The organism is Mesorhizobium erdmanii (assembly GCF_013170725.1).
Lineage (GTDB): Bacteria > Pseudomonadota > Alphaproteobacteria > Rhizobiales > Rhizobiaceae > Mesorhizobium > Mesorhizobium erdmanii.
Window position 1 is genome coordinate 5,470,047 of record NZ_CP033361.1, and the last position, 18,951, is coordinate 5,488,997.

Genomic DNA, 18,951 nt, shown 5'->3' on the forward strand with positions numbered 1-18,951 from the left:
AAGCCTACGACAATATAGCCGCGGCCGCCCTCTCGCCGATCATCATGGATGGCGCATTGGTGTTGCCACCGATCAGGGTCGGCATGATCGAGGCGTCGGCTACGCGCAGATTGTCGAAGCCGCGCACCTTGAGGCCGGCGGGATCGACCACCGCCATCGCGTCGTTGCCCATCTTGGCCGTGCCGACCGGGTGATAGACGGTGAGCGCCTCGGCCCGCAGATAGGCGAGGATTTCGTCGTCGGTGACGACATCGGGTCCCGGCAGGATTTCCGGTCCGCGAATACCGGCAAAGACCGGCGCAGCCAGGATCGAGCGGGCCAGCTTGATGCCCTCGACGAGGGTCAGGGCATCCTGCCCGTCGCTGAAGAAGCGGTGATCGATCAGCACGTTGCGGCGGGTGCCGTCGCGCTCGAGCGTGATTTCGCCGACGCTTCCGGGGCGCAGCACGCAGGTGTGCACGGCATAGCCGTGGCCGTATTCGACGAGCCGGCCCCGATGGCTTCGGTAGCCCGGAACAAAGTGGAATTGGACATCGGGAACATCGCCGGCATATTTGGTCTTGGCGAAGCCGCCGGCCTCGACATAGTTGGTCGTCAGCATGCCCTTGCGCCGGACGAAATACTGAAAGGGTGCGGCCATCATCGCCGGCAGATTGGCGAGCGACAGGCCGAGCGTGCTGGCGCTCTTCGATCGCACGGTGATCATGCCGTCGACATGGTCGCGCAGGTTCTTGCCGACGCCGGGCACATTCATTACCGGTTCCATGCCCGCCGCCTTCAGTTCGTCGGCCGGACCGATGCCGGAGGCAAGGAGGATGCGCGGCGAGCCGATCGCGCCGGCGCTGAGGACAATCTCGGCGCGGCATCCCAGCCGCTGGCTCTCCCCATCCTTGATCACATTGACGCCGGTGACGCGCCCGCTTTCGACCGCCAGATCGAGCACCTCGGCGCCCGACAGGACCTGGAGGTTCGAGCGGCCGAGAACCGGGCGGACGAAGGCAGAATAGGCCGAGAAGCGCTCGCCCTTGTCCTGGGTGACGTTGTAGATGCCGAGACCGAGCTGGCCATCGGCGTTGAAGTCACGGTTTTCGGGCAGGCCGATGTTCCGACCCGCCTCCACCCACAGATGGGATACGGCGTTTGGATCACGCGGACTGTCGACCAGCAATTCGCCCTCGAAGCCGTGATAGGCCGGGTCTTGCGACAGACGGTTGCGCTCGAGCGCTTTGAAGACCGGCAGCACGTCGGCATAGGACCAGCCCGCGCAGCCAAGTGCCGCCCACTCATCGTAGTCCTGCGCGGCACCTCTGATATAGACCATCGAATTGATCGAACTCGACCCGCCGAGAAGCTTGCCGCGGTTGACGGGTATGCGGCGATTGTCGAGTTGCGGCTGTGGCACGCCCTTGTAGGCATAGTCGAAGTTCGGATTGCCGTAGAGCGAGAGAATGCCGGCCGGCACGCGCACCCTTGTGCGGTCATCGCTGCCGCCGGCCTCGACCAGGCAGACGCGGCGGGCGGGATTGGCGCTCAGCCTGTTGGCCAGGACACAACCGGCCGAGCCCGCGCCAATGACGATATAGTCGAAATCCGCGGTTGGGATGCTCATGCCATGCCTGTTTCGTGATCCACCCGAGGACCGCCGACGGTCTCTGTTTCATACATGTCGTTTTCCCAAAACCGAGATCACTTTTGGGCGACATGCATCAGTGCTCGTCGTCTTCGCCGTTCTTCAGGAGCTCGAGGATTTCCCGCTTCATGGCGATGAAGTTGGGCTCCATGACCAGGTCCATGCTGCGCGGGCGCGAAAAGCCGACGCGGATTTCCTTCTTGATCTGGCCGGGCCGGCCCGACATGACGAGCACCCGGTCCGCCAGCAGGATTGCCTCGTCAATGTCGTGGGTGACGAAGAGGACCGTTTTCTTGGAATGATCCCAGATCCTCAGGAGAAGCTTCTGCATCGAGTGGCGCGTCTGGCTGTCGAGCGCCCCGAAGGGCTCGTCCATCAGCAGCACCTGCGGATCGTTGGCGAGCGCACGCGCAATCGCCACGCGCTGCTTCATGCCGCCCGACAGTTGCGAGGGATAATGGTTGGCGAATTTCGCCAGGCCGACCTCTTGCAGAAAATGCTCGACGATGGCCCTGCGTTCGGCCGCCGGCATGCCTTGCCGCTTCGGGCCGTATTCGACGTTCTGCGCCACCGTCAGCCAGGGAAACAGCGTATAGGCCTGAAACACCATGCCGCGATCAGGGCCCGGTTCGGTAACCGGCTTGCCGCCGACCGAGATCATCCCGCCGGTGCGCTCCTCGAGGCCGGCGATGAGATAGAGCAGGCTCGACTTGCCGCAGCCGGATGGACCGACGATAACGCAGAACTCGTTGGGCACGACATGGAACGAGATGCCGTTCAGCGCCAGCACGGCGTTGTCGCCCTTGCCGTAGCGCAGGACCACATTGTCGATGCCGATGTCGGCGCTCTTCGGTTTCGTCGCGAGTGTCATGGCGTCCATGTCGGCGACCTCCTCAATTGGCCCAGGGAGCGACGAGGCGGCGAATGCCCCGGAACAATTGGTCGGTGCAGAGACCGAGGATGCCGATCAGGGCGATGGCCATGAAGATGACGTCGACCTGGAAGCCGCGCATCGCCTTGAGCGAGATGTAGCCTAGCCCGCTGCGCGCGGCGACGAGTTCGGCGACGACGAGATAGGTCCAGGCCCAGCCCATGGTGACGCGAAGCACGTCGAGCACGTTGGGAAGCGTGGCTGGAAAGACGATGTGGAAGACCGTGTCGCCGCGTTTGGTGCCGAGCGTATAGGCCGCGTTGACAAGGTCGCGCTGAACGCCGCGAGCGCTGTCGGCGATCATCACCAGTTGCTGGAAGAAGATGCCGAAGATGATGACGGCCACGCGCTGTTCGATGCCGATGCCGATCCACAGGATGAAAAGCGGCACGAAGGACGTCACCGGCAGATAACGGATGAAATTGACGAGCGGATCGAGCGCGGCCTGGACGATGCGGTAGGTGCCCATCGTCAAGCCGAGCGGCACCGCCACGACGCTCGAAATGACGAAGCCGATCAACACCACCTGGACACTGGCAAGCACGTGCTCCCATAGGGAGCCATCGAGCGCCATGTTGATGGTGGTTATCAAGACCGATTCGGGGCGCGGCAGGAACATTTCCTTGACCGCTCCGGAATAGGTCAAGGCGAACCAGCCACCGATGACCGCGACCCAGACCAGAACGCTGAGCGAGATGGAGAGCGGGCGCGACACGGCCCGAAAAGGCGTGGTGACAGCTTTCCAGGCGGATCGACCGGGCTGATTTTTATCCACGTTCGTGGTCACGATATGGCTGATGGGAGACGTTGCATTCGGTGCCAGTGTCACAGGGAAACCCTTTGGGCTGGACAGACCGCAGGCGAGAGGTTCGGCCTGCGGTCCGGCGAGCTCACGTTACAAGGCGCAAGGCCTGATCTTCAGAAGGCCAAGTCGCATCAAAAGGCGAGGTCACTTTGCCAGGAAGGACGTATCGACGAGGTCGTCGTATTTGACGTCCATCTTCAGCTTGCCGAAGCCGCCCCAGATGTCGCCGCCTAGCTTGATCAGCTTGCCCGCCTCCCCACCCTCGCCCCCGGCGAAGAATTCAGCATTGCGCGCCTTGCCGTAGAAGTTCACGCCGGCGGCGGAGGAGGCGAAGTCCTTCGGATCCTTCAGCCAGCCGCCGACGCCCTTGGCCATCACTTCATAGGCCTTCTCCGGATTCTCCTTGATGAACTCGTTGGCCTTGTAGAGGCCCTTCACCAGCGCCTCGACATCCGCGGGGTTCTTCTTGATATAGTCGCAGTTCAGCGCCACCACATCGACGATCAGTCCGGGTGTCTTCGACGAATCCATCAGGACCTGACCCTTGTTTTCCTTCTTGGCCAGCGTCAGATGCGGTTCCCAGGTCACGGCGACGGGAATGCGGTCGGCCATGAAGGCGGCGGCGGCATCATCCGCCGTCATGTTGGTGATCTTCACGTCGGACTGGCTCAGGCCGGCCTGCTTCAACAGGATGTTGAACCAGAACTGCGACACCGAGCCTTCGTTCAGGCCGACCTCCATGCCCTTTAGATCGGCGATGCTCTTGATCCCGCTGGGTGCCAGGACGCCATCGCCGCCATGGCTGTCGTCCAGCGCATAGACCGATTTGAAGCAGAAATCCTTCGAGCGGTACTTCATGATTTCGTCGATGGTCGAAGCGTTACCGTCGAGCTCGCCGGCGGCGACGGCCGCCATGTACATCGATGCTTCCTCGATGATTTCGAGCGAGACATCGAGACCGCCTTCCTTGAAGTAGCCCATGTCGCGCGCAAGGAAAAGCGGGCCGTATCCGACCCAGGTCGTCATGCCCAGCTTCAAGCTGCCGGCTTCGGCGTGGAGGCTCACCGAAAGGGCGCTCAGGGCAATGCCGGCCGCAAGCGCGGCACGGCGGAACTTCGAGATTATTGTCGTCATCACGTTCCCCTGTCTTTTTTCTGAGGTCAGGCGCTGGCGGCGCCGAGAAACCCGCTTCGGACGGATCGCCGAAGGCTGCCGCCTGAGGTTCTTTATGTTTCTCTTTCAGCCGGCGACGGCAGAAAAGCACGCTGTGTGCGATGCACAAATAATGATTTTCGATAATTCTGCTTAGGCTGGGCCTAACCAGACCGGAGGCCATGGAAGCGTGGACTTGTGCGGTTGCCCGACCCCTTGTCAATGGATCAAAGTCCAAAGGAGCCGGGCCTCTTCGATTGCCTGGCGTCAGCAATCGTCAGACGCGGGAGTGACAGGTGACGATACGGCCGATCGTGAGATTTCCCGACCTTCGTCTACGCTCCGTCGCCGAGCCCATATCGGTCTTTGACGACGAGCTGCGCCGGGTTGCCGACGACCTCACCGAGACAATGCACGCGGCTCCGGGCATCGGCATCACCGCGCTTCATATCGGCATGCTGAAGAGGCTGGTGGTCATCGAAGTGTCGCCGACGATTGGCCCGCGTTGCTACGTCAACCCGACCATCCTTTGGGCATCGGACGAAATGATCCGCCATGTCGAAGGCAGCGTGTCCATGCCTGGTGTCACGGAAGAGATCGAGCGGCATGCGCGCGTCCGTATCGGCTACCAGACGCTCGACGGCGACGAAGCCGTCGAGGAAGCCGAGGGGCTGCTCGCTGTCTGCCACCAGCACGAGATCGACCAGCTCGACGGCCTCTTCTGGATCGAGCGGCTCTCCCGCCTGAAGCGGGAGCGACTTGTCAAACGATACCAGAAACAGCAACGGCGCCTTTAGCGCCGAGGTCCTGGGTCGGACGACATCAGCGACCGCCATCTCGATCACTCGTTTTGCGGTTCCCCAAAGGGCCAGAATTCCGGAGCCATTGCGCGGTAAGTTTTTGCTTGTGAACATGCTGGCGGATTGTAGCTTGCCCAAGAGCCGGTCCAATAAAAGGGTGCGCGCGATGATCGACATCCGAATTCCGATGGATGCAGCGTGCCGCTGAAAGCAGTCGCTCATATCGAGGCCATGTCCGCCTTCGCGCTTGCGAACTTCGGTGGCTATGACGGGCCAACCCTTGCCCAGAATGAAAGCGCGTTTCCGCCTAGCCCCAAGGCGATCGCCGCTGGACAGGAGGCGATTGCCCGCAGCCATCTTTATCCCGACCCGGACTGGACGGCACTGCGCGAGGCGATCGCGCACGCCTATGGGATCGAACGAGGCCTGATCTTGTGCGGCGCCGGTTCGATGGACCTGATCAGTTGCACCGTCGCGGCGTTTGCGGGGCCAGGCGAGGAGGTGCTGGGCACCGCCTATGCCTATAATTTCGTGGCATCCGCGGCCGCTCGTGTCGGCGCGGCCTACGTCAAGGCGGCAGAGCACGACTTCACTGTTTCGATCGACAGCATCCTGGCTGCCGTCACGCCCGCAACGCGCATCGTTTTCGTCTGCAATCCGGGCAATCCGACCGGCACCCGTATCGGCAACAGCGAATTGCTGCGGCTGCGCGCGGCGTTGCGGCCGGACGTGCTCCTGGTGATCGATCAGGCCTACGGCGAATTCGACGACCAAGACCCCGGGCCGATCTTTGCGCTTGCCGGGCGCGGCGACACCGTGGTGTTGCGCACCCTCTCCAAGGCCTATGGCCTGGCCGGGGCGCGCGTCGGCTGGGGCGTGTTCGCGCCTTCGGTCGCGGCCGAAGTGCGCAAGATGCAGAATTCGAACCAGGTCACGACGCCAAGCCTGGCAATGGCTGTCGCGGCCGTGGGAGACCAGGCCTATATGCGCGAGACGGTGGCACGCACAGCCGGAATTCGCGACCGGTTCGTGCGTGATCTGCGGTCTGCCGGGTACGATGTTCCCGAGAGCCGGACGAACTTCGCGCTGATCCGCTTCTCCGGCGCAGCCGCCACGGAGGCGGCCGAGCGAACCTTGCGCGGCGCCGATCTCATCGTGCGGGGCCTGGGCGGCTACGGCCTCACCGATTGTTTGCGCGCGACCGTCGGCCCGCAAGAGATGATGGATCGGGCGCTGCGCATACTGATCGACATGCGCGGTGAATAGATCCGGCGACCGCCTGTTTCGAGACTGCATCCTTGGGAGATTTGAGAGATGTACCTGCCCGTCCGAGACTTCATCGGCTATGGCGACAAGCCGCCAGCCGCGCAGTGGCCCGGCGGCGCCAAGCTCGCACTCAACATCGTCGTCAACTATGAGGAAGGCGCCGAATACAGTATCGGCGAGGGCGACGGTGTCTCCGAGGCAATCCTGTCGGACCTTGCGGTGTCCCCGGCGGTGCCGGGCCTGCGCAACCGCAACATGGAATCGCTCTACGAATACGGCTCACGCGTCGGCGTCTGGCGTCTGGTGTCGCTGTTCCAGGAAAAGGACATCATTCCGACCTTCTACGTCGTCGGCAGGGCGCTGGAACTCAATCCGGCTGCCGGCAAGGCGATCGCGGCGCTTGGCAGCGACATCGTCTGCCATGGCTGGCGCTGGATCGATTACGCGCCGCTGAGCGAGGCCGAGGAACGCGACCACATCGCGATGACCGTGGATACGGTCCAGCGCCTGACCGGCATTCGGCCGCTTGGCTGGTACACCGGCCGGCCCAGCCTCAACACACGGCGGCTGGTGGCGGAACATGGCGGCTTCCTCTACGATTGCGACGACTACAATGACGACCTGCCCTATTTTGTCGACGTCGATGCCAAGCGGCATCTGGTCGTGCCGCACAGCTTCGACAACAATGACAGCCGGTTCTCGCGCGGCTCCGGCCTGGAGACTGGCAGCCAGTTCTTCGAATATGTCAGCGATGGCGTGGACTGGCTGCTGGCCGAAGGCGAGAAGACACCGCGCATGATGACGGTGTCGCTGCACTGCCGGCTGGCCGCCCGGCCGGGCCGCATGATCGGCCTCGCCCGCTTTCTCGACAAGATCAAGGCCAATCCAGACATCTGGATCTGCCGCCGCTCCGACCTTGCCCAGCATTGGCTGGATCGGTTCGGCGGCTGAGGCCGGCGGCATTGTTTTGACGCAGTTCCGGGCGGAAAACCGTTTCACGTTTTTCCTGGAATTGCTCCGGCCGCCGGCGACGCCTCTACTTGTTCGGAACCTCGTAGACCTTGCCGTGCCAGGGCGCGGCATCGATCTGGTCGAGCGCCATGACGTAGAGCATCTTCTCGTCGGGCCCGAAGGCGAAGTTCGGCATGGAGGGCGACGGCACCGAAAGCGTACGCAGCAGCTTTGCATCCTTGTCGACGACGATGATCTTGCCTGGCGCGTCGAGCGAGCGCGGGCTCTGGCCGATATACATCTCGCCGGCCTTGTCCATCTTGATGCCGTCAGGCCAGATATGCGGTTGGTTCGGGAACAGATCGTCAAGGCGCAGGAAGACGCGACGGTTGCTCAAGGTGTGGTCGGGCTGGACGTCGAACTCGATGATCCTGTTATCCTCGGTCTCGACCAGGTAGAGAACTTTTCCGTCGTTCGACATGACGAGGCCATTGGCATTGTGCAGGTCGCCGGCGACCTTCCTGACGCTGCCGTCCTTACCGATGTAATAGGCCGAGGCGTCGATCAGCGGTCCGCCCTTGCCGGACCCGGTGAAATAGATGCCGCCATCCTTGTCGGGCGCGAAGTCGTTCGGTCCGCTGAACGGATTGCCGTCCGTGTCCTTGTCATAGGCCGGCAACGTCTTGCCGTCGGCTGAGATACGGCCGATCGAGTTGCTGTCGTAGCAGGTGACAAGAAACTCGCCAGTGGTCGTCGGCAACACCGCTGAAGGGCCACAACCATCCATCTTCCAGAAGATTTCGTTCTTCTTGCCGTCCCAGACGGTCACCGTGCCTCGGCCATATTCGACGTAGAAGAGCTTGTCCTGGTACCAGATCGGACCTTCGGCGAACCATGCGTCTTCGTTGATGACCTTGACGTCTCCGGCGTGCGCGAAGGATGTCAGGGCCAGGGCAAACATGGTGCCGAGCAAATGCCGTTTGATCATGCGATTCCCCTTTGTTTTCAGGCGGTCGGATGGCCGAGCTTCTACGAGCGCAGCCGCTTGCCCTCGGGGTCGAAGGGCGGATGCGGCAGCAGGATCGCCTCATGCGGCCTTCCGAGTATGGCGACCGAGACCTTGTCGCCGGCCCTGGCGGAACCCGCCTTGACATAACCGAGCGCCAGGGACTGCTCGACGAAGTAGCCGTAGGCGCCTGATGAGACCTGGCCGATCGGCGTGCCATCGGTGAGGAAGATCGGCTCGCCGCCGGTCGCGTCGGCGTCCCTGGCGTCGATCGACAGCATGATGAGCTCATCGCGGGCCGGCTTTTCGGCGATAGCGGCATAGGCATCGCGGTTGAGGAATTCGCCCTTGTCCAGTTTGACAAGGCCATCGAACTTGACCTCCTGCGGCCAATATTCGGGCGAGTATTCGCGGCTCCAGCTGCCGTAACCCTTTTCGACGCGCAGCGACATCAGCGCGCGCGATCCGACCGGTCCGGCGCCGACTTCGTTGCCGGCCTTGAGCAGTGCGCCGTAAAGCGCGACCTGGTCGGTGGCCTTGCAATGCAGTTCCCAGCCAAGGTCGCCGGTGAAGGACACTCTGAGCGCCACCACATCGATGCCCGCGACGGTGATCCGGCGCGACTGCATGAAGGGGAATGCCTCGTTCGACAGATCCTCGTTGGTCAGGCGCTGCAGCAAGTCGCGCGAGCCCGGTCCGGCCACGTTGAAGCCGCAGAGGTCCTCGGTGCGCGAGCGGAAGGTCGTACCCTCGGGCAAGGGGACGGCCTTGAAAAACCTTTGGTGGAAGCGCTCGGCCATGCCGGAGCCGATGACCATGAATTCGTCATCCGCGAGCCTGGTCACGGTGAAGTCGCCCGCAATGCCGCCGCGCTTGCCGATCAGCGGCGTCAGGCAAGAGCGGCCGATCTTCTTCGGCATGCGGTTGGCGAACAGCGCGTTGAGCCAGGCCTCGGCACCTGTGCCCTTGACCTCGTATTTGGCGAAATTGGAGATGTCTATGATGCCGGCGCGTTCGCGCAGCATGCGCGCCTCACGGCCCACCGGTCCCCACCAGTTCTGGCGCGTGAAGCCGATCGTCTCTTCTCTCGGCTCGCCCTCGGCGGCGAACCACAGTGGGTGCTCCCAGCCGAAATTGAGGCCGAAAACGGCGCCTATCCGCTTCTGCATTTCATAGGCAGGCCTGGTCCGCACCGGCCGGCCGGCGGCGCGTTCCTCGTTGGGGAAATGGATCTTGAAGCGATGGCTGTACTGGTCGTGGACGCGAGCCTTGGTGAAGGCCTTGCCGGCCCAGTGGCCGAAGCGCGCCATGTCCCAGGCAAACATGTCGAGCGAAGGCTCGCCCTCGATCATCCACTCGGCCGCCAGCTTGCCCATGCCGCCTGACTGCGAGAAACCGGGAATGATGCCATTGCAGCAGAAGTAATTGCTGAGTTCGGGCACCGGCCCGAACAGCACCGCGCTGTCCGGCGACCAGATCATCGGTCCGTTGATCACTTTTTTGACGCCAGCGGTGCCGACGGCAGGGACACGGGCGATCGCGCGCAGCATGTTCTCCTCTATACGATCGAGATCGTCGGGAAACAGTTCATGGCCAAAGTCCAGCGGCGTGCCGTCCTCGGCCCAGAACTTCATCTTGCGCTCGTAGGCGCCGATGAGCAGACCGAGCCCTTCCTGGCGCAGATAGTACTCGCCGTCACGATCGGCGACGGAGGGCAAGCGGCGGCCCATGGCGGCGATTTCCGGGATGGTCTCGGTGACGAAATACTGGTGCTCGGTCGGGATCAGCGGCAGTTGCAGGCCAGCCATCGCGGCCACCTCCCTCCCCCACAGGCCGGCGGCGTTGATCACCCATTGCGTATGGATGTCGCCCTTTGGCGTGCGCACGATCCAGCTGCCGTCTGCTTGCGCCTCGGTCGCGGTGACCGGCGTGAAGCGGTGGATTTCGGCGCCGCGCTGGCGGGCGCCAGCGGCGTAGGCAGCGGTGACGCCGGACGGATCGACGTTGCCGCCTTCCGGCTCGTACATGATGCAGCGTATGCCGTCGAAGTCGACCAGCGGGTGCAGCCGCTCGGCCTCGTCACGCGCGACTTCGTAGAAATTCATCTTGTAACGCCGCGCCTTGGCTTCCTGCAGCCTCAGCTGATGCTCGCGCGCCTCGGTCTGGGCGAGATAGAGGGAGCCCGGCTGGAAGATGCCGCAGCCCTGGCCGGTCTCGGCTTCCAACTCCTTGTAGAGCGCCATGGTGTAGTGCTGGAGGCGGCTGATGTTGGTGGAATCATGCAGGCCGTGAATGTTGGCCGCCGCATGCCAGGTGGAGCCGGAGGTCAGTTCGCTACGCTCCAGGAGGACGACATCCGTCCAGCCGAACTTGGCAAGGTGATAGAGGATCGAGCAGCCGATCAAACCACCGCCGATGACGACGGCTTGTGCATGAGTACGCATGTTTCTTCCCTTTGTTCGGCGACTTTATCTTGGCGTTTGATCTGGCTTACGGGTCAATCGCAGCCGCCCGGCGAGTTCAGGGGCGCAACATGCGCCCCTGAGATGTTTGCTGTGGCCGGCCCCGGCCTAGGCCTTGTCGAGCCAGACCTTGTCCAGCTGCAGTTCGAATGTCTGGTGCATGCCGAGGTTCTTCACATAGGTCGCGTGGTGCCGGTAGAGCGAACGCCAGAACGCCTGGACGAGGATACCGGAGTCCTGCAGAGTGAGTTCGACATCCTTCATCAGTTCCTTGCGCTTGTCGACGTCCGCCACGGCGAGCGCCGCATTGAGCTTCTTGTCGAACTCCGGATTGGCGTAACCCGACTCGTTCCAAGCTTCTCCGCTGCGATAGGCGATCGCCAGTACCTGGACGCCGAGCGGCCGCATGCCCCAGTCGGTGGTCGACCACGGATATTTCGTCCAATCGTTCCAGAACGACGAGCCCGGAATGATGGTGCGCTTGACCTTGAAGCCGGCCTCGCGCATCTGCGCGGCGACGACGTCGGCCGGGTCCTTGACGTAGTCCGCATCGTAGGAGATCAGCTCAAACTCGTGATCCGTCTGGCCGGCCTCGGCCATCAGCGCCTTGGCTTTGGCAATGTCACGCGGCACTTTCGGCAGCGCGTAGTATTCCGGATGGATCGGGCAGACATGGTGGTTTTCAGCGACTTGGCCCAAGCCGCTGTAGCCGAGCTTCAGCACCGTCTCATTGTCGACAGCGAGCTGGATGGCGTTGCGCACGCGCTTGTCGTCATAGGGCTTGTTGGTCACGTTGGTGCGCAGCACGATGGTGCCGGCGGTGACCACCTGCTCCTTGACCAGCCCCATGCTGTCGTAGAGGTCGACGGTGCCGCCAACCGTCTGGTAGTTGCAGTCGATCTCACCGGCCTCGAAGGCGCTGCCGATGGCGGGGTTGGAGGCGTCCGATCCGTAGTCGGTCCAGTCGACGCCATCGAGATAGGGCTCACCGCCGAACCAGGTGAAGTCCTTGCGCCGCCGCACCGAAGCCGACTCGCCGACCTTGTACGAAATCAGCTCATAGGGACCGGTGCCGGGTGTCTTGAGCATGTCGGCGCCGTTCTTGTCGAAGTCGCGATGGACGATGACCGCCGGATAATCGGAAAAGCCCGGAATGATGGTGACGTCGGACTGATGGCATTTCAGCTTCACCGTGTGGTCGTCGACTTTGGTGATAGCGCCGGCTGCGGCTTTCTTGGTGGCGGGATCGATCAGGGAGTTCATGCGCCCGGCCATCGAATTGCCTTCGGCCGCCTTGTCGCACCACCGCTCGATGTTATGGACGATGTCGTCGGCGTTGAACTCGTCGCCGTTCGACCACTTCACGCCCTTGCGCAGATGCAGCGTGTATTCCGTTGCGTCGTCGCTCACCTCCCAGGTCTCGACCAGATGACCCTCGAAGGTGAAGTCGGTGGTGTAACGGATCATGTAGTCGTTGCACTGGCGCATGACGTTGGCGATCTCGGACCAGTCCCAGGAGCGCGGATCCTTCATGTCCTTGATGATCATTTGCATCTTGAGGATGCCGCCCTTCTTGCCGGGCACGATCGTCGTGGCCTTGGCCGGCTCGATACCGGCCATCGAATAGGCGAACGCCGTGGAAGCGCCCATCGCGCTTGCCATGGCCAGGAATTCGCGGCGATCCATCCTGCCGCTTTTGACTTCGGCTGCGTAGCTTTCGATAACCGCCGGGACGCGATCACCGTTGCTCTTGAACATTGTCATCGTTGTTCTCCGGTTCAGGGCTTTCCGCCCGTTACATTCCCCTTGCGATATCCATGTTAGGGGCGATGCAAAAATCCCGGAAGGGCTCGAACCTTGAAGAACCGCCAAAAACCGGCCCTAAAGACCTAAAAAAACGGTGCCATTGGCGTGTCAATTTTTTGAGTGCGGGCCTGCCGCCCGCTCGCCGATCGCTGTCAGGCGCCGTCTTCGCGCGCCCGTGACAGGATCCATTCGCGCACGATGCGCGCGATGTTGCCTTTCGACAGCTGGCTCTCGGTGAGGTAGTAATTCCAGGGGCTTGGCGGCCGAACCGGAAAGGGTTCGACGAGCAGTCCGCGGCGCAGATAGGCGTGGGCAAGCGACCGCTGGGTGGCGACCAATCCAGCCCCCATGGCAGCGAGTTCGAGCGCAATGTTGGAGGCGTTCGTCGAAAGCCCCTTGTCGTGCTCGTCCATGTCGACGCCGAGCGCGGTGGCAACGACCTGCCAGTATTCCTGGCGGCCGTGCACGAAGATCCAGTCCACCTTGAGGATATCCGCCGGGACCTTCACGGCATGCTCGCCTTCGAGCAGCGAAGGTGCACACAGCAGCAACAGCTCATCGTTCCATAGCGGGATGCCCGCCGGCGGGCGGTCGTCGAAACGCCGCGTCGAAATCGTGATGTCGGCGATCTGTTCGCTGATATCCTCCCAGATCGTGCCGTGCAGCACGATCTCGATCTCGGGATGTTTCTTGCGAAACGCGGCCATGCAGCCGGCCAGCCAGTTCTCCGCCAGGCTCATCGGACAGGAGACGACCACGGTGCGGTTGCGCGAGGAGGTCACGATCGCCTCCGTCGCCTGGTCGATCTGATCGAGGGCCTGGCGCAGGGTCGGCAGGAACGCCTCGCCCATTTCGGTGAGCTTTAGGCTGCGCGGATAACGGATGAACAATTGCCGTCCGATGTAATGTTCCAGCGCGCGGACATGCGTGCTGACCGCGGCCTGCGTGTATCCGAGTTCGTTCGCGGCGGCGGTGAAGGAAAGATGCCGGGCCGAACTCTCGAAGGATCTGATATAGTTCAACGGGGGTGGCGGCTTCATCGCTAACTCCTGCAAGACGTAGGAATAGCTACCCCACGGAAGGGCCGGCGTTCAATCGTGCCGGATCGCAAGACGTGAATTTATTTGGCCAATGCCGCCGAACTAATTGCGTGAAAGCACGATGAACCCAAATTAATGATGTCGTGACGCAGAGGGGAGTATTGCCAGTGGCTGTGCCGTCGCATCGGCGTGAAGGGCCTGACGCGAGTACCAGCGTTGCCGTTCGTCTCGCCGATTTCGTGTTACGGCGGCCGGCGGCCGCATTCCCCGCCTCTGTCCTCGAGCAGGCACGCTATCTCCTGCTGGACACAATCGGTATCGCCATTGCCGCCGGTCCGATGGAAGCGGGCCGGATTGCCCGCGACACCGCAACGCTTCTCTACGGCTCGACCGACCCTCGGCATTCGGCACGGATGCTTTTCGACGGCCGCCGCGCCAGCATCGCGGGGGCTGCCTACGCGGCCGCGACACAGATCGACAATCTCGACGGCCATGACGGGTACAGCCCGACCAAGGGCCATATCGGCGTCGCCGTCGTGCCGGCACTGGCAGCGCTTGCCGAGGCACGCCCCGACCTTAGCGGGCCGGAGGCCCTGGCATCCCTGATCGTCGGCTACGAAATTGCCGGCCGGGCGGGCATCGCGCTGCACGCAACCGTGTCGGACTACCATACATCGGGCGCCTGGAACGCGCTGGGCGTGGTCGCGGTGGCGGCGCGGTTGCGACGGCTCAACGATCATCAGCTGCGCCAGGCGCTTGGCATTGCCGAGTATCACGGCCCACGCAGCCAGATGATGCGCGAGATCGCGAACCCGACGATGCTGCATGACGGCTCGGGCGTCGGCACGCTGATCGGCCTGTCCGCCGCCGTGCTCGCCGAACGCGGCTTTACCGGTGCGCCGGCGATCACGATCGAGGAGCCCGAAGTCGCCGATCATTGGCAGGATCTCGGCGCCTTCTGGCAGGTGCTGCACCAGTATGTGAAGCCATACCCGATCTGCCGCTGGGCGCATGCCGCGATCGACGCGACGCGCGGGCTCTGCCAAGCGCATCATCTCGAACCCGCCGACATCAGCCGCGTCGAAGTGAACAGCTTCCACTACGCCGCTACGCTGTTCGACGGCATGCCGGACACGACCTCCAAGGCGCAGTACAGCCTGCGCTTCGCCGTCGCGACCTTCATCATCCATGGCCGGATCGGACTGGAGCACATTTCCGGCAGCGGATTGGAAGATGCTGCGGTCGCGGATATGCTGAGCCGCATCACGGTCCTCGAGTCGGAGCGCCACAGCGCCCGTTTTCCGGCGGGCCGCTGGGCCGACGTGGCGATCACGACATCGGATGGGCGGATCCTCGTCTCGGGTGACGTCCATGCGCGCGGCGGACCGGAAGCGCCGCTGACGCAAACCGAGATCGTGGCCAAGTACATGGAGTTCGCCGCGCCGGTGCTCGGACAAGGCCGCGCCGAGGCGATCCGCGACGCGGTGTTGTCGCTCAATGACCGCGACAGCCTCTTCAGCGACCTCTCGGCATTGCTCTACGATCCTCCCGTGATCACCAAGATGCTGAAACGGCCAGCGTGGTAGCGGCCGGACGGCGGCTGCGACGGTCAACACACTGCACGGAACCCATCACGCACAGAGGACACGCATGACCCGCCCGCAAGGAACCATCGCACCGATCCTGACGCCGTTCGCGGATGACGGCGGCATCGCACGCGATCTCTTTGTGTCGCATGCCAAATGGGTGCTGGATCAGGGCGCGCATTTCCTGTCCCCTTTCGGCACCACCGGCGAGGCGTTGTCGCTGTCGCTCGGTGAGCGCATGCAAGCGCTGGAATGGCTGATCGAAGCCGGCATTTCACCCAGCCGTCTGATGCCCGGCACCGGCGTCACCGCTTTGCCGGAAACCGTGGAGCTGTCGGCGCACGCGGTCGGGCTTGGCTGCGCCGGCGTGATGGTGCTGCCGTCGTTCTTCTACACCGGCGCCGGCGACAACGGCCAGGCGCGCTACTACGGCGAACTGATCGAGCGGGTTGCAAACCCGGCAATGAGGATGATCCTCTACCATATCCCGCAGAACTCCGGCGTGCCGGTGAGTCCGGCCTTGACCGCCCGGCTGAGCGCGGCGTTTCCCGGCACCGTCGTCGCCTACAAGGACAGCGCCGGCGACTGGAACAACACGGCGGCGGTGATTGTGGCCGCACCCAGCGTTGCGGTGTTCCCGAGTTCGGAAGCGCAACTGACCAAGGGCCTGGCAAACGGAGCGGCAGGCTGCATCTCGGCCACCGTCAACCTCAACGCCGCGGCCATCCGCTCCCTTTACGATCGCACGCTGGCCGGGGAGGACATTGCCGATGCGGATGCGGCGATCAAGGAATTCCGCAAGATCATCCAGGATGCCGGCCTGATCCCGGCGATGAAGGCCGTGCTTGCGGTGCGCTCCGGCGACAAACGCTGGCTGAACTTGCGCGCTCCGCACGAGAATGCAACGCTCGCCAATGGGGAAGCGTTGCTCGCCGCGCTCGGCTCTTCGGCCGATCACATTGGCCGGAACTGAGTGGCATAATGTCGGCTGAACCATCCGTCATCCTGCACACCGACCGGCCGGCCGCGGCGCTGGCCGTGCTCATGGAGACGCATCCGGACCTCGCGGTCCATGCTTGCGACAGTTACGCCGCCCTGCCCGAGTTGATCGGACGGGTGGCGGCGGAAGTGGTTTATTCCGTCCGCTTCGACGGCACCCCGCGCTATCCACGCCTGGCCCTGGTCGAAAGCGCGACCGTGAAATGGGTGTCGATCGGCGGCTCCGGCACCGATCACCTCGGACATTGGGATCCGGCACGGTTGACGGTGACGAATTCTGCCGGCGTCGCCTCCGGCATGCTGGCGGAATACGCGCTCGGCGCCATGCTGTCCTTTTCGCTCGACCTGCGCGGATTTGAGCGCAGGCAGCAGGCACGCATCTGGGGCGGCGGCCGTGTCGAGCCGATCGAGGGCAAGACCGTGTTGATCATCGGCCTCGGCAAGACCGGCGAGGCCGTCGCCAAACGGGCGCAGGCGATGGGTATGCTCACGCTGGGCATCCGCGCGCGCGCCAAACCGACACCAAGTCTGGACGAGGTTCATGGCGTTGACGCGCTGTTGCCACTGGTCGGCCGTGCCGATTTCATTATCTGCTGTGTGCCTTTGCTGCCGACCACGCGCGGGCTGCTCGACGAAGCGGCCTTTGCCGCAATGAAGCCGTCCGCCGTGCTCATCGATATCTCGCGTGGCGGCGTGGTCGATGAGACCGCGCTGCTCCAAGCCCTCGACGGCAACAAGATCAAGGGCGCGGCGCTCGACGTTTTTGCAACCGAACCACTGCCGGCCGACCATCCCCTGTGGGGTTACGGCAACGTAGCCATCACGCCGCATTGCGCGGCGGTCCATGACGGCTGGGACATCAAGTCGGTGCGCATGTTCACCGACAATCTGACGCGCTACCGCCGCGGCGAGCCGCTGGAGAATGTCGTCAGTCCGGAACGCGGTTACTAAACCGAGAGGAAAGCAGTCTCATGACACAGGACAGGCGCGGCGGCGGCCGCAGGGCGAAGGTCGGACGCGGCGGCGGCGGCATCGCGCAGCTGCCCTGGCAACACGTGAAGAACCCTTACCCGCCCATGCAGATGCTCGACGAAGAGCGGATGCAGCGGCTGCACGACACATCGATGCGCATCCTGTCGGAACTCGGCATCCGCGTCATGAGCGAGCGGGTTATGGATTTATTCGCCGCCGCAGGCGCCATTGTCGACCGCGAGGAAAAGACCATCCGCATCGACGAAAGCCTGGTGCGCGAGGCGCTGCGGGCGGTGCCGTCCTCCTTCACGCTGACCAGCCGCAATCCCGAGAAGCAGGTGCATCTCGGCGGCAATTCTCTGGTCTTCGGCCTAGTCGCCGGTCCGCCCAATGTGCATGACCGCATCAATGGCCGCCGCCAGGGCAATCTGCCCGACTACCAGAACTTCATCCGGCTGGCGCACCACTTCAACGCCATCCATATCATCGGCAACCAGGTAGTGGCGCCGATGGAGCTGCCGGCCAATGCGCGCCATCTCGACACCTACCATGCCAATCTGACGCTGAGCGATCTCTCCTTCCACTGCACCGCGATCGGCCGCGCCCGGGCCATGGACGGGATCAACATGATGGCGATCGCGCGCGGCATCTCCGTCGAGGAGATGCGCGCCTCGCCTGGCGTGACAACGATCATCTCGATCAACTCGCCGCGCCTGTTCGACGACGCGATGGCGGAAGGGCTGATCGCCATGGCCGAGCACGGCCAGCCGGTGACCGTCACCCCCTTCACCCTGATGGGTGCGATGACGCCGGTGACGCTTGCCGCCGCACTCTGCCAGCAGAACGCGGAGGCTCTGTTCGGCGTGGTGCTGACCCAGCTTGTCAATCCAGGCACGCCGGTAATGTACGGCGCCTTCACCTCCAATGTCGACATGAAGTCGGGCGCGCCGGCTTTCGGCACGCCGGAGAATGCCAAGGCCAACATCATCGCCGGCCAGTTGGCGCGGCGCTACAATCTGCCCTATCGCACCTCCAACGCCAACGCCTCCAATGTCGTCGACCTGCAGGCCGCCTATGAGACCGAGATGGCGACCTGGGGCGCGGTGCTCGGCGGCGCCAATCTTATCTACCACGCGGCAGGCTGGCTGGAAGGCGGATTGACGGCGTCTTATGAAAAGCTCGTGCTCGATGTCGAGATCCTGCAGAACATGATGGAGTTCCTGCGGCCGTTGCCGTTCCAGGAAGACGATCTCGGTTTCGAGGCGATCAAATCGGTGCCGGCCGGTGGCCATTTCTTCGGCGCCGAGCACACCATGTCGCGCTACACCACCGCCTTCTACCAGCCCATGCTCTCCAACTGGCAGAACCATGGCGCCTGGGAGGAAGCCGGCGGCAAGGACGCTCTGGAGCGGGCGACGGAGCTCTGGCAGCAGGCCCTGCACGATTACGAAGAGCCGGTGATGGACCCCTCGATCCGCGAGGAGCTCGACGCCTATGTCGCACGCCGCCGCGAGGAGATTGCCGCCAATCCGGAAGGTTAGAGCA

The 18,951-nt window shown here is 63.4% G+C and carries 15 protein-coding genes; 7 read left to right on the top strand and 8 right to left on the bottom strand.

Annotation, left to right across the window (positions count from 1 at the left end; genetic code table 11):
- Window positions 1-4: 4 nt before the first annotated feature.
- The 4 genes from EB233_RS26590 to EB233_RS26605 all read right to left on the bottom strand — a co-directional run bounded on the left by EB233_RS26590 (window position 5) and on the right by EB233_RS26605 (window position 4,500).
- Window positions 5-1,609 (bottom strand): GMC family oxidoreductase, encoded by a 1,605-nt coding sequence (locus tag EB233_RS26590; RefSeq protein WP_064987850.1) that lies wholly within the window; start codon window positions 1,607-1,609, stop codon window positions 5-7.
- Between the two features lie 97 nt (window positions 1,610-1,706).
- Window positions 1,707-2,510, bottom strand: a complete 804-nt coding sequence (locus EB233_RS26595; RefSeq protein ID WP_064987849.1) for an ABC transporter ATP-binding protein — start codon at window positions 2,508-2,510, stop codon at window positions 1,707-1,709.
- A gap of 13 nt (window positions 2,511-2,523) precedes the next feature.
- Entirely contained in the window at window positions 2,524-3,336 is an 813-nt protein-coding gene (locus EB233_RS26600; RefSeq protein ID WP_244277575.1) for an ABC transporter permease, read from the bottom strand.
- 174 nt (window positions 3,337-3,510) lie between these two features.
- Window positions 3,511-4,500 (bottom strand): ABC transporter substrate-binding protein, encoded by a 990-nt coding sequence (locus tag EB233_RS26605; RefSeq protein ID WP_064987848.1) that lies wholly within the window; start codon window positions 4,498-4,500, stop codon window positions 3,511-3,513.
- A gap of 314 nt (window positions 4,501-4,814) precedes the next feature.
- Between EB233_RS26605 and EB233_RS26610 the strand changes: the two genes are divergently transcribed.
- The 3 genes from EB233_RS26610 (at window position 4,815) to EB233_RS26620 (ending at window position 7,535) form a co-directional block, all read left to right on the top strand.
- A complete protein-coding gene (locus EB233_RS26610) occupies window positions 4,815-5,315 on the top strand; it encodes a peptide deformylase (RefSeq protein WP_064987847.1) in 501 nt (166 codons plus the stop codon).
- Between the two features lie 201 nt (window positions 5,316-5,516).
- Entirely contained in the window at window positions 5,517-6,584 is a 1,068-nt protein-coding gene (locus EB233_RS26615; protein WP_244277574.1) for a pyridoxal phosphate-dependent aminotransferase, read from the top strand.
- 48 nt (window positions 6,585-6,632) lie between these two features.
- Window positions 6,633-7,535, top strand: coding sequence for an allantoinase PuuE (locus tag EB233_RS26620; protein WP_064987846.1), 903 nt, complete (start codon window positions 6,633-6,635; stop codon window positions 7,533-7,535).
- 85 nt (window positions 7,536-7,620) lie between these two features.
- On the opposite strand, the gene EB233_RS26625 is transcribed toward EB233_RS26620, so the two are convergent.
- From EB233_RS26625 to EB233_RS26640, 4 genes are all read right to left on the bottom strand, one after another.
- Window positions 7,621-8,523: an SMP-30/gluconolactonase/LRE family protein gene (locus EB233_RS26625; RefSeq protein WP_064987845.1), complete on the bottom strand. Its 903-nt coding sequence runs from the start codon at window positions 8,521-8,523 to the stop codon at window positions 7,621-7,623.
- 41 nt (window positions 8,524-8,564) lie between these two features.
- Window positions 8,565-10,985: a GcvT family protein gene (locus EB233_RS26630; RefSeq protein ID WP_027056034.1), complete on the bottom strand. Its 2,421-nt coding sequence runs from the start codon at window positions 10,983-10,985 to the stop codon at window positions 8,565-8,567.
- Between the two features lie 126 nt (window positions 10,986-11,111).
- Entirely contained in the window at window positions 11,112-12,767 is a 1,656-nt protein-coding gene (locus EB233_RS26635) for an ABC transporter substrate-binding protein (protein WP_064987844.1), read from the bottom strand.
- A gap of 194 nt (window positions 12,768-12,961) precedes the next feature.
- Entirely contained in the window at window positions 12,962-13,849 is an 888-nt protein-coding gene (locus EB233_RS26640; protein WP_064987843.1) for a LysR substrate-binding domain-containing protein, read from the bottom strand.
- A 167-nt stretch (window positions 13,850-14,016) separates the two neighbouring features.
- On the opposite strand from EB233_RS26640, the gene EB233_RS26645 reads away from it, so the two are divergent.
- From EB233_RS26645 to EB233_RS26660, 4 genes are all read left to right on the top strand, one after another.
- Window positions 14,017-15,435: an MmgE/PrpD family protein gene (locus tag EB233_RS26645; protein ID WP_244277573.1), complete on the top strand. Its 1,419-nt coding sequence runs from the start codon at window positions 14,017-14,019 to the stop codon at window positions 15,433-15,435.
- 64 nt (window positions 15,436-15,499) lie between these two features.
- Complete coding sequence (locus EB233_RS26650; RefSeq protein WP_064987841.1) at window positions 15,500-16,408, top strand: dihydrodipicolinate synthase family protein; 909 nt, start codon at window positions 15,500-15,502, stop codon at window positions 16,406-16,408.
- A gap of 8 nt (window positions 16,409-16,416) precedes the next feature.
- Entirely contained in the window at window positions 16,417-17,385 is a 969-nt protein-coding gene (locus EB233_RS26655; RefSeq protein ID WP_064987840.1) for a D-2-hydroxyacid dehydrogenase, read from the top strand.
- Window positions 17,386-17,405: 20 nt separating this feature from the next.
- Window positions 17,406-18,947, top strand: coding sequence for a trimethylamine methyltransferase family protein (locus EB233_RS26660; RefSeq protein WP_064987839.1), 1,542 nt, complete (start codon window positions 17,406-17,408; stop codon window positions 18,945-18,947).
- Window positions 18,948-18,951 lie beyond the last annotated feature (4 nt).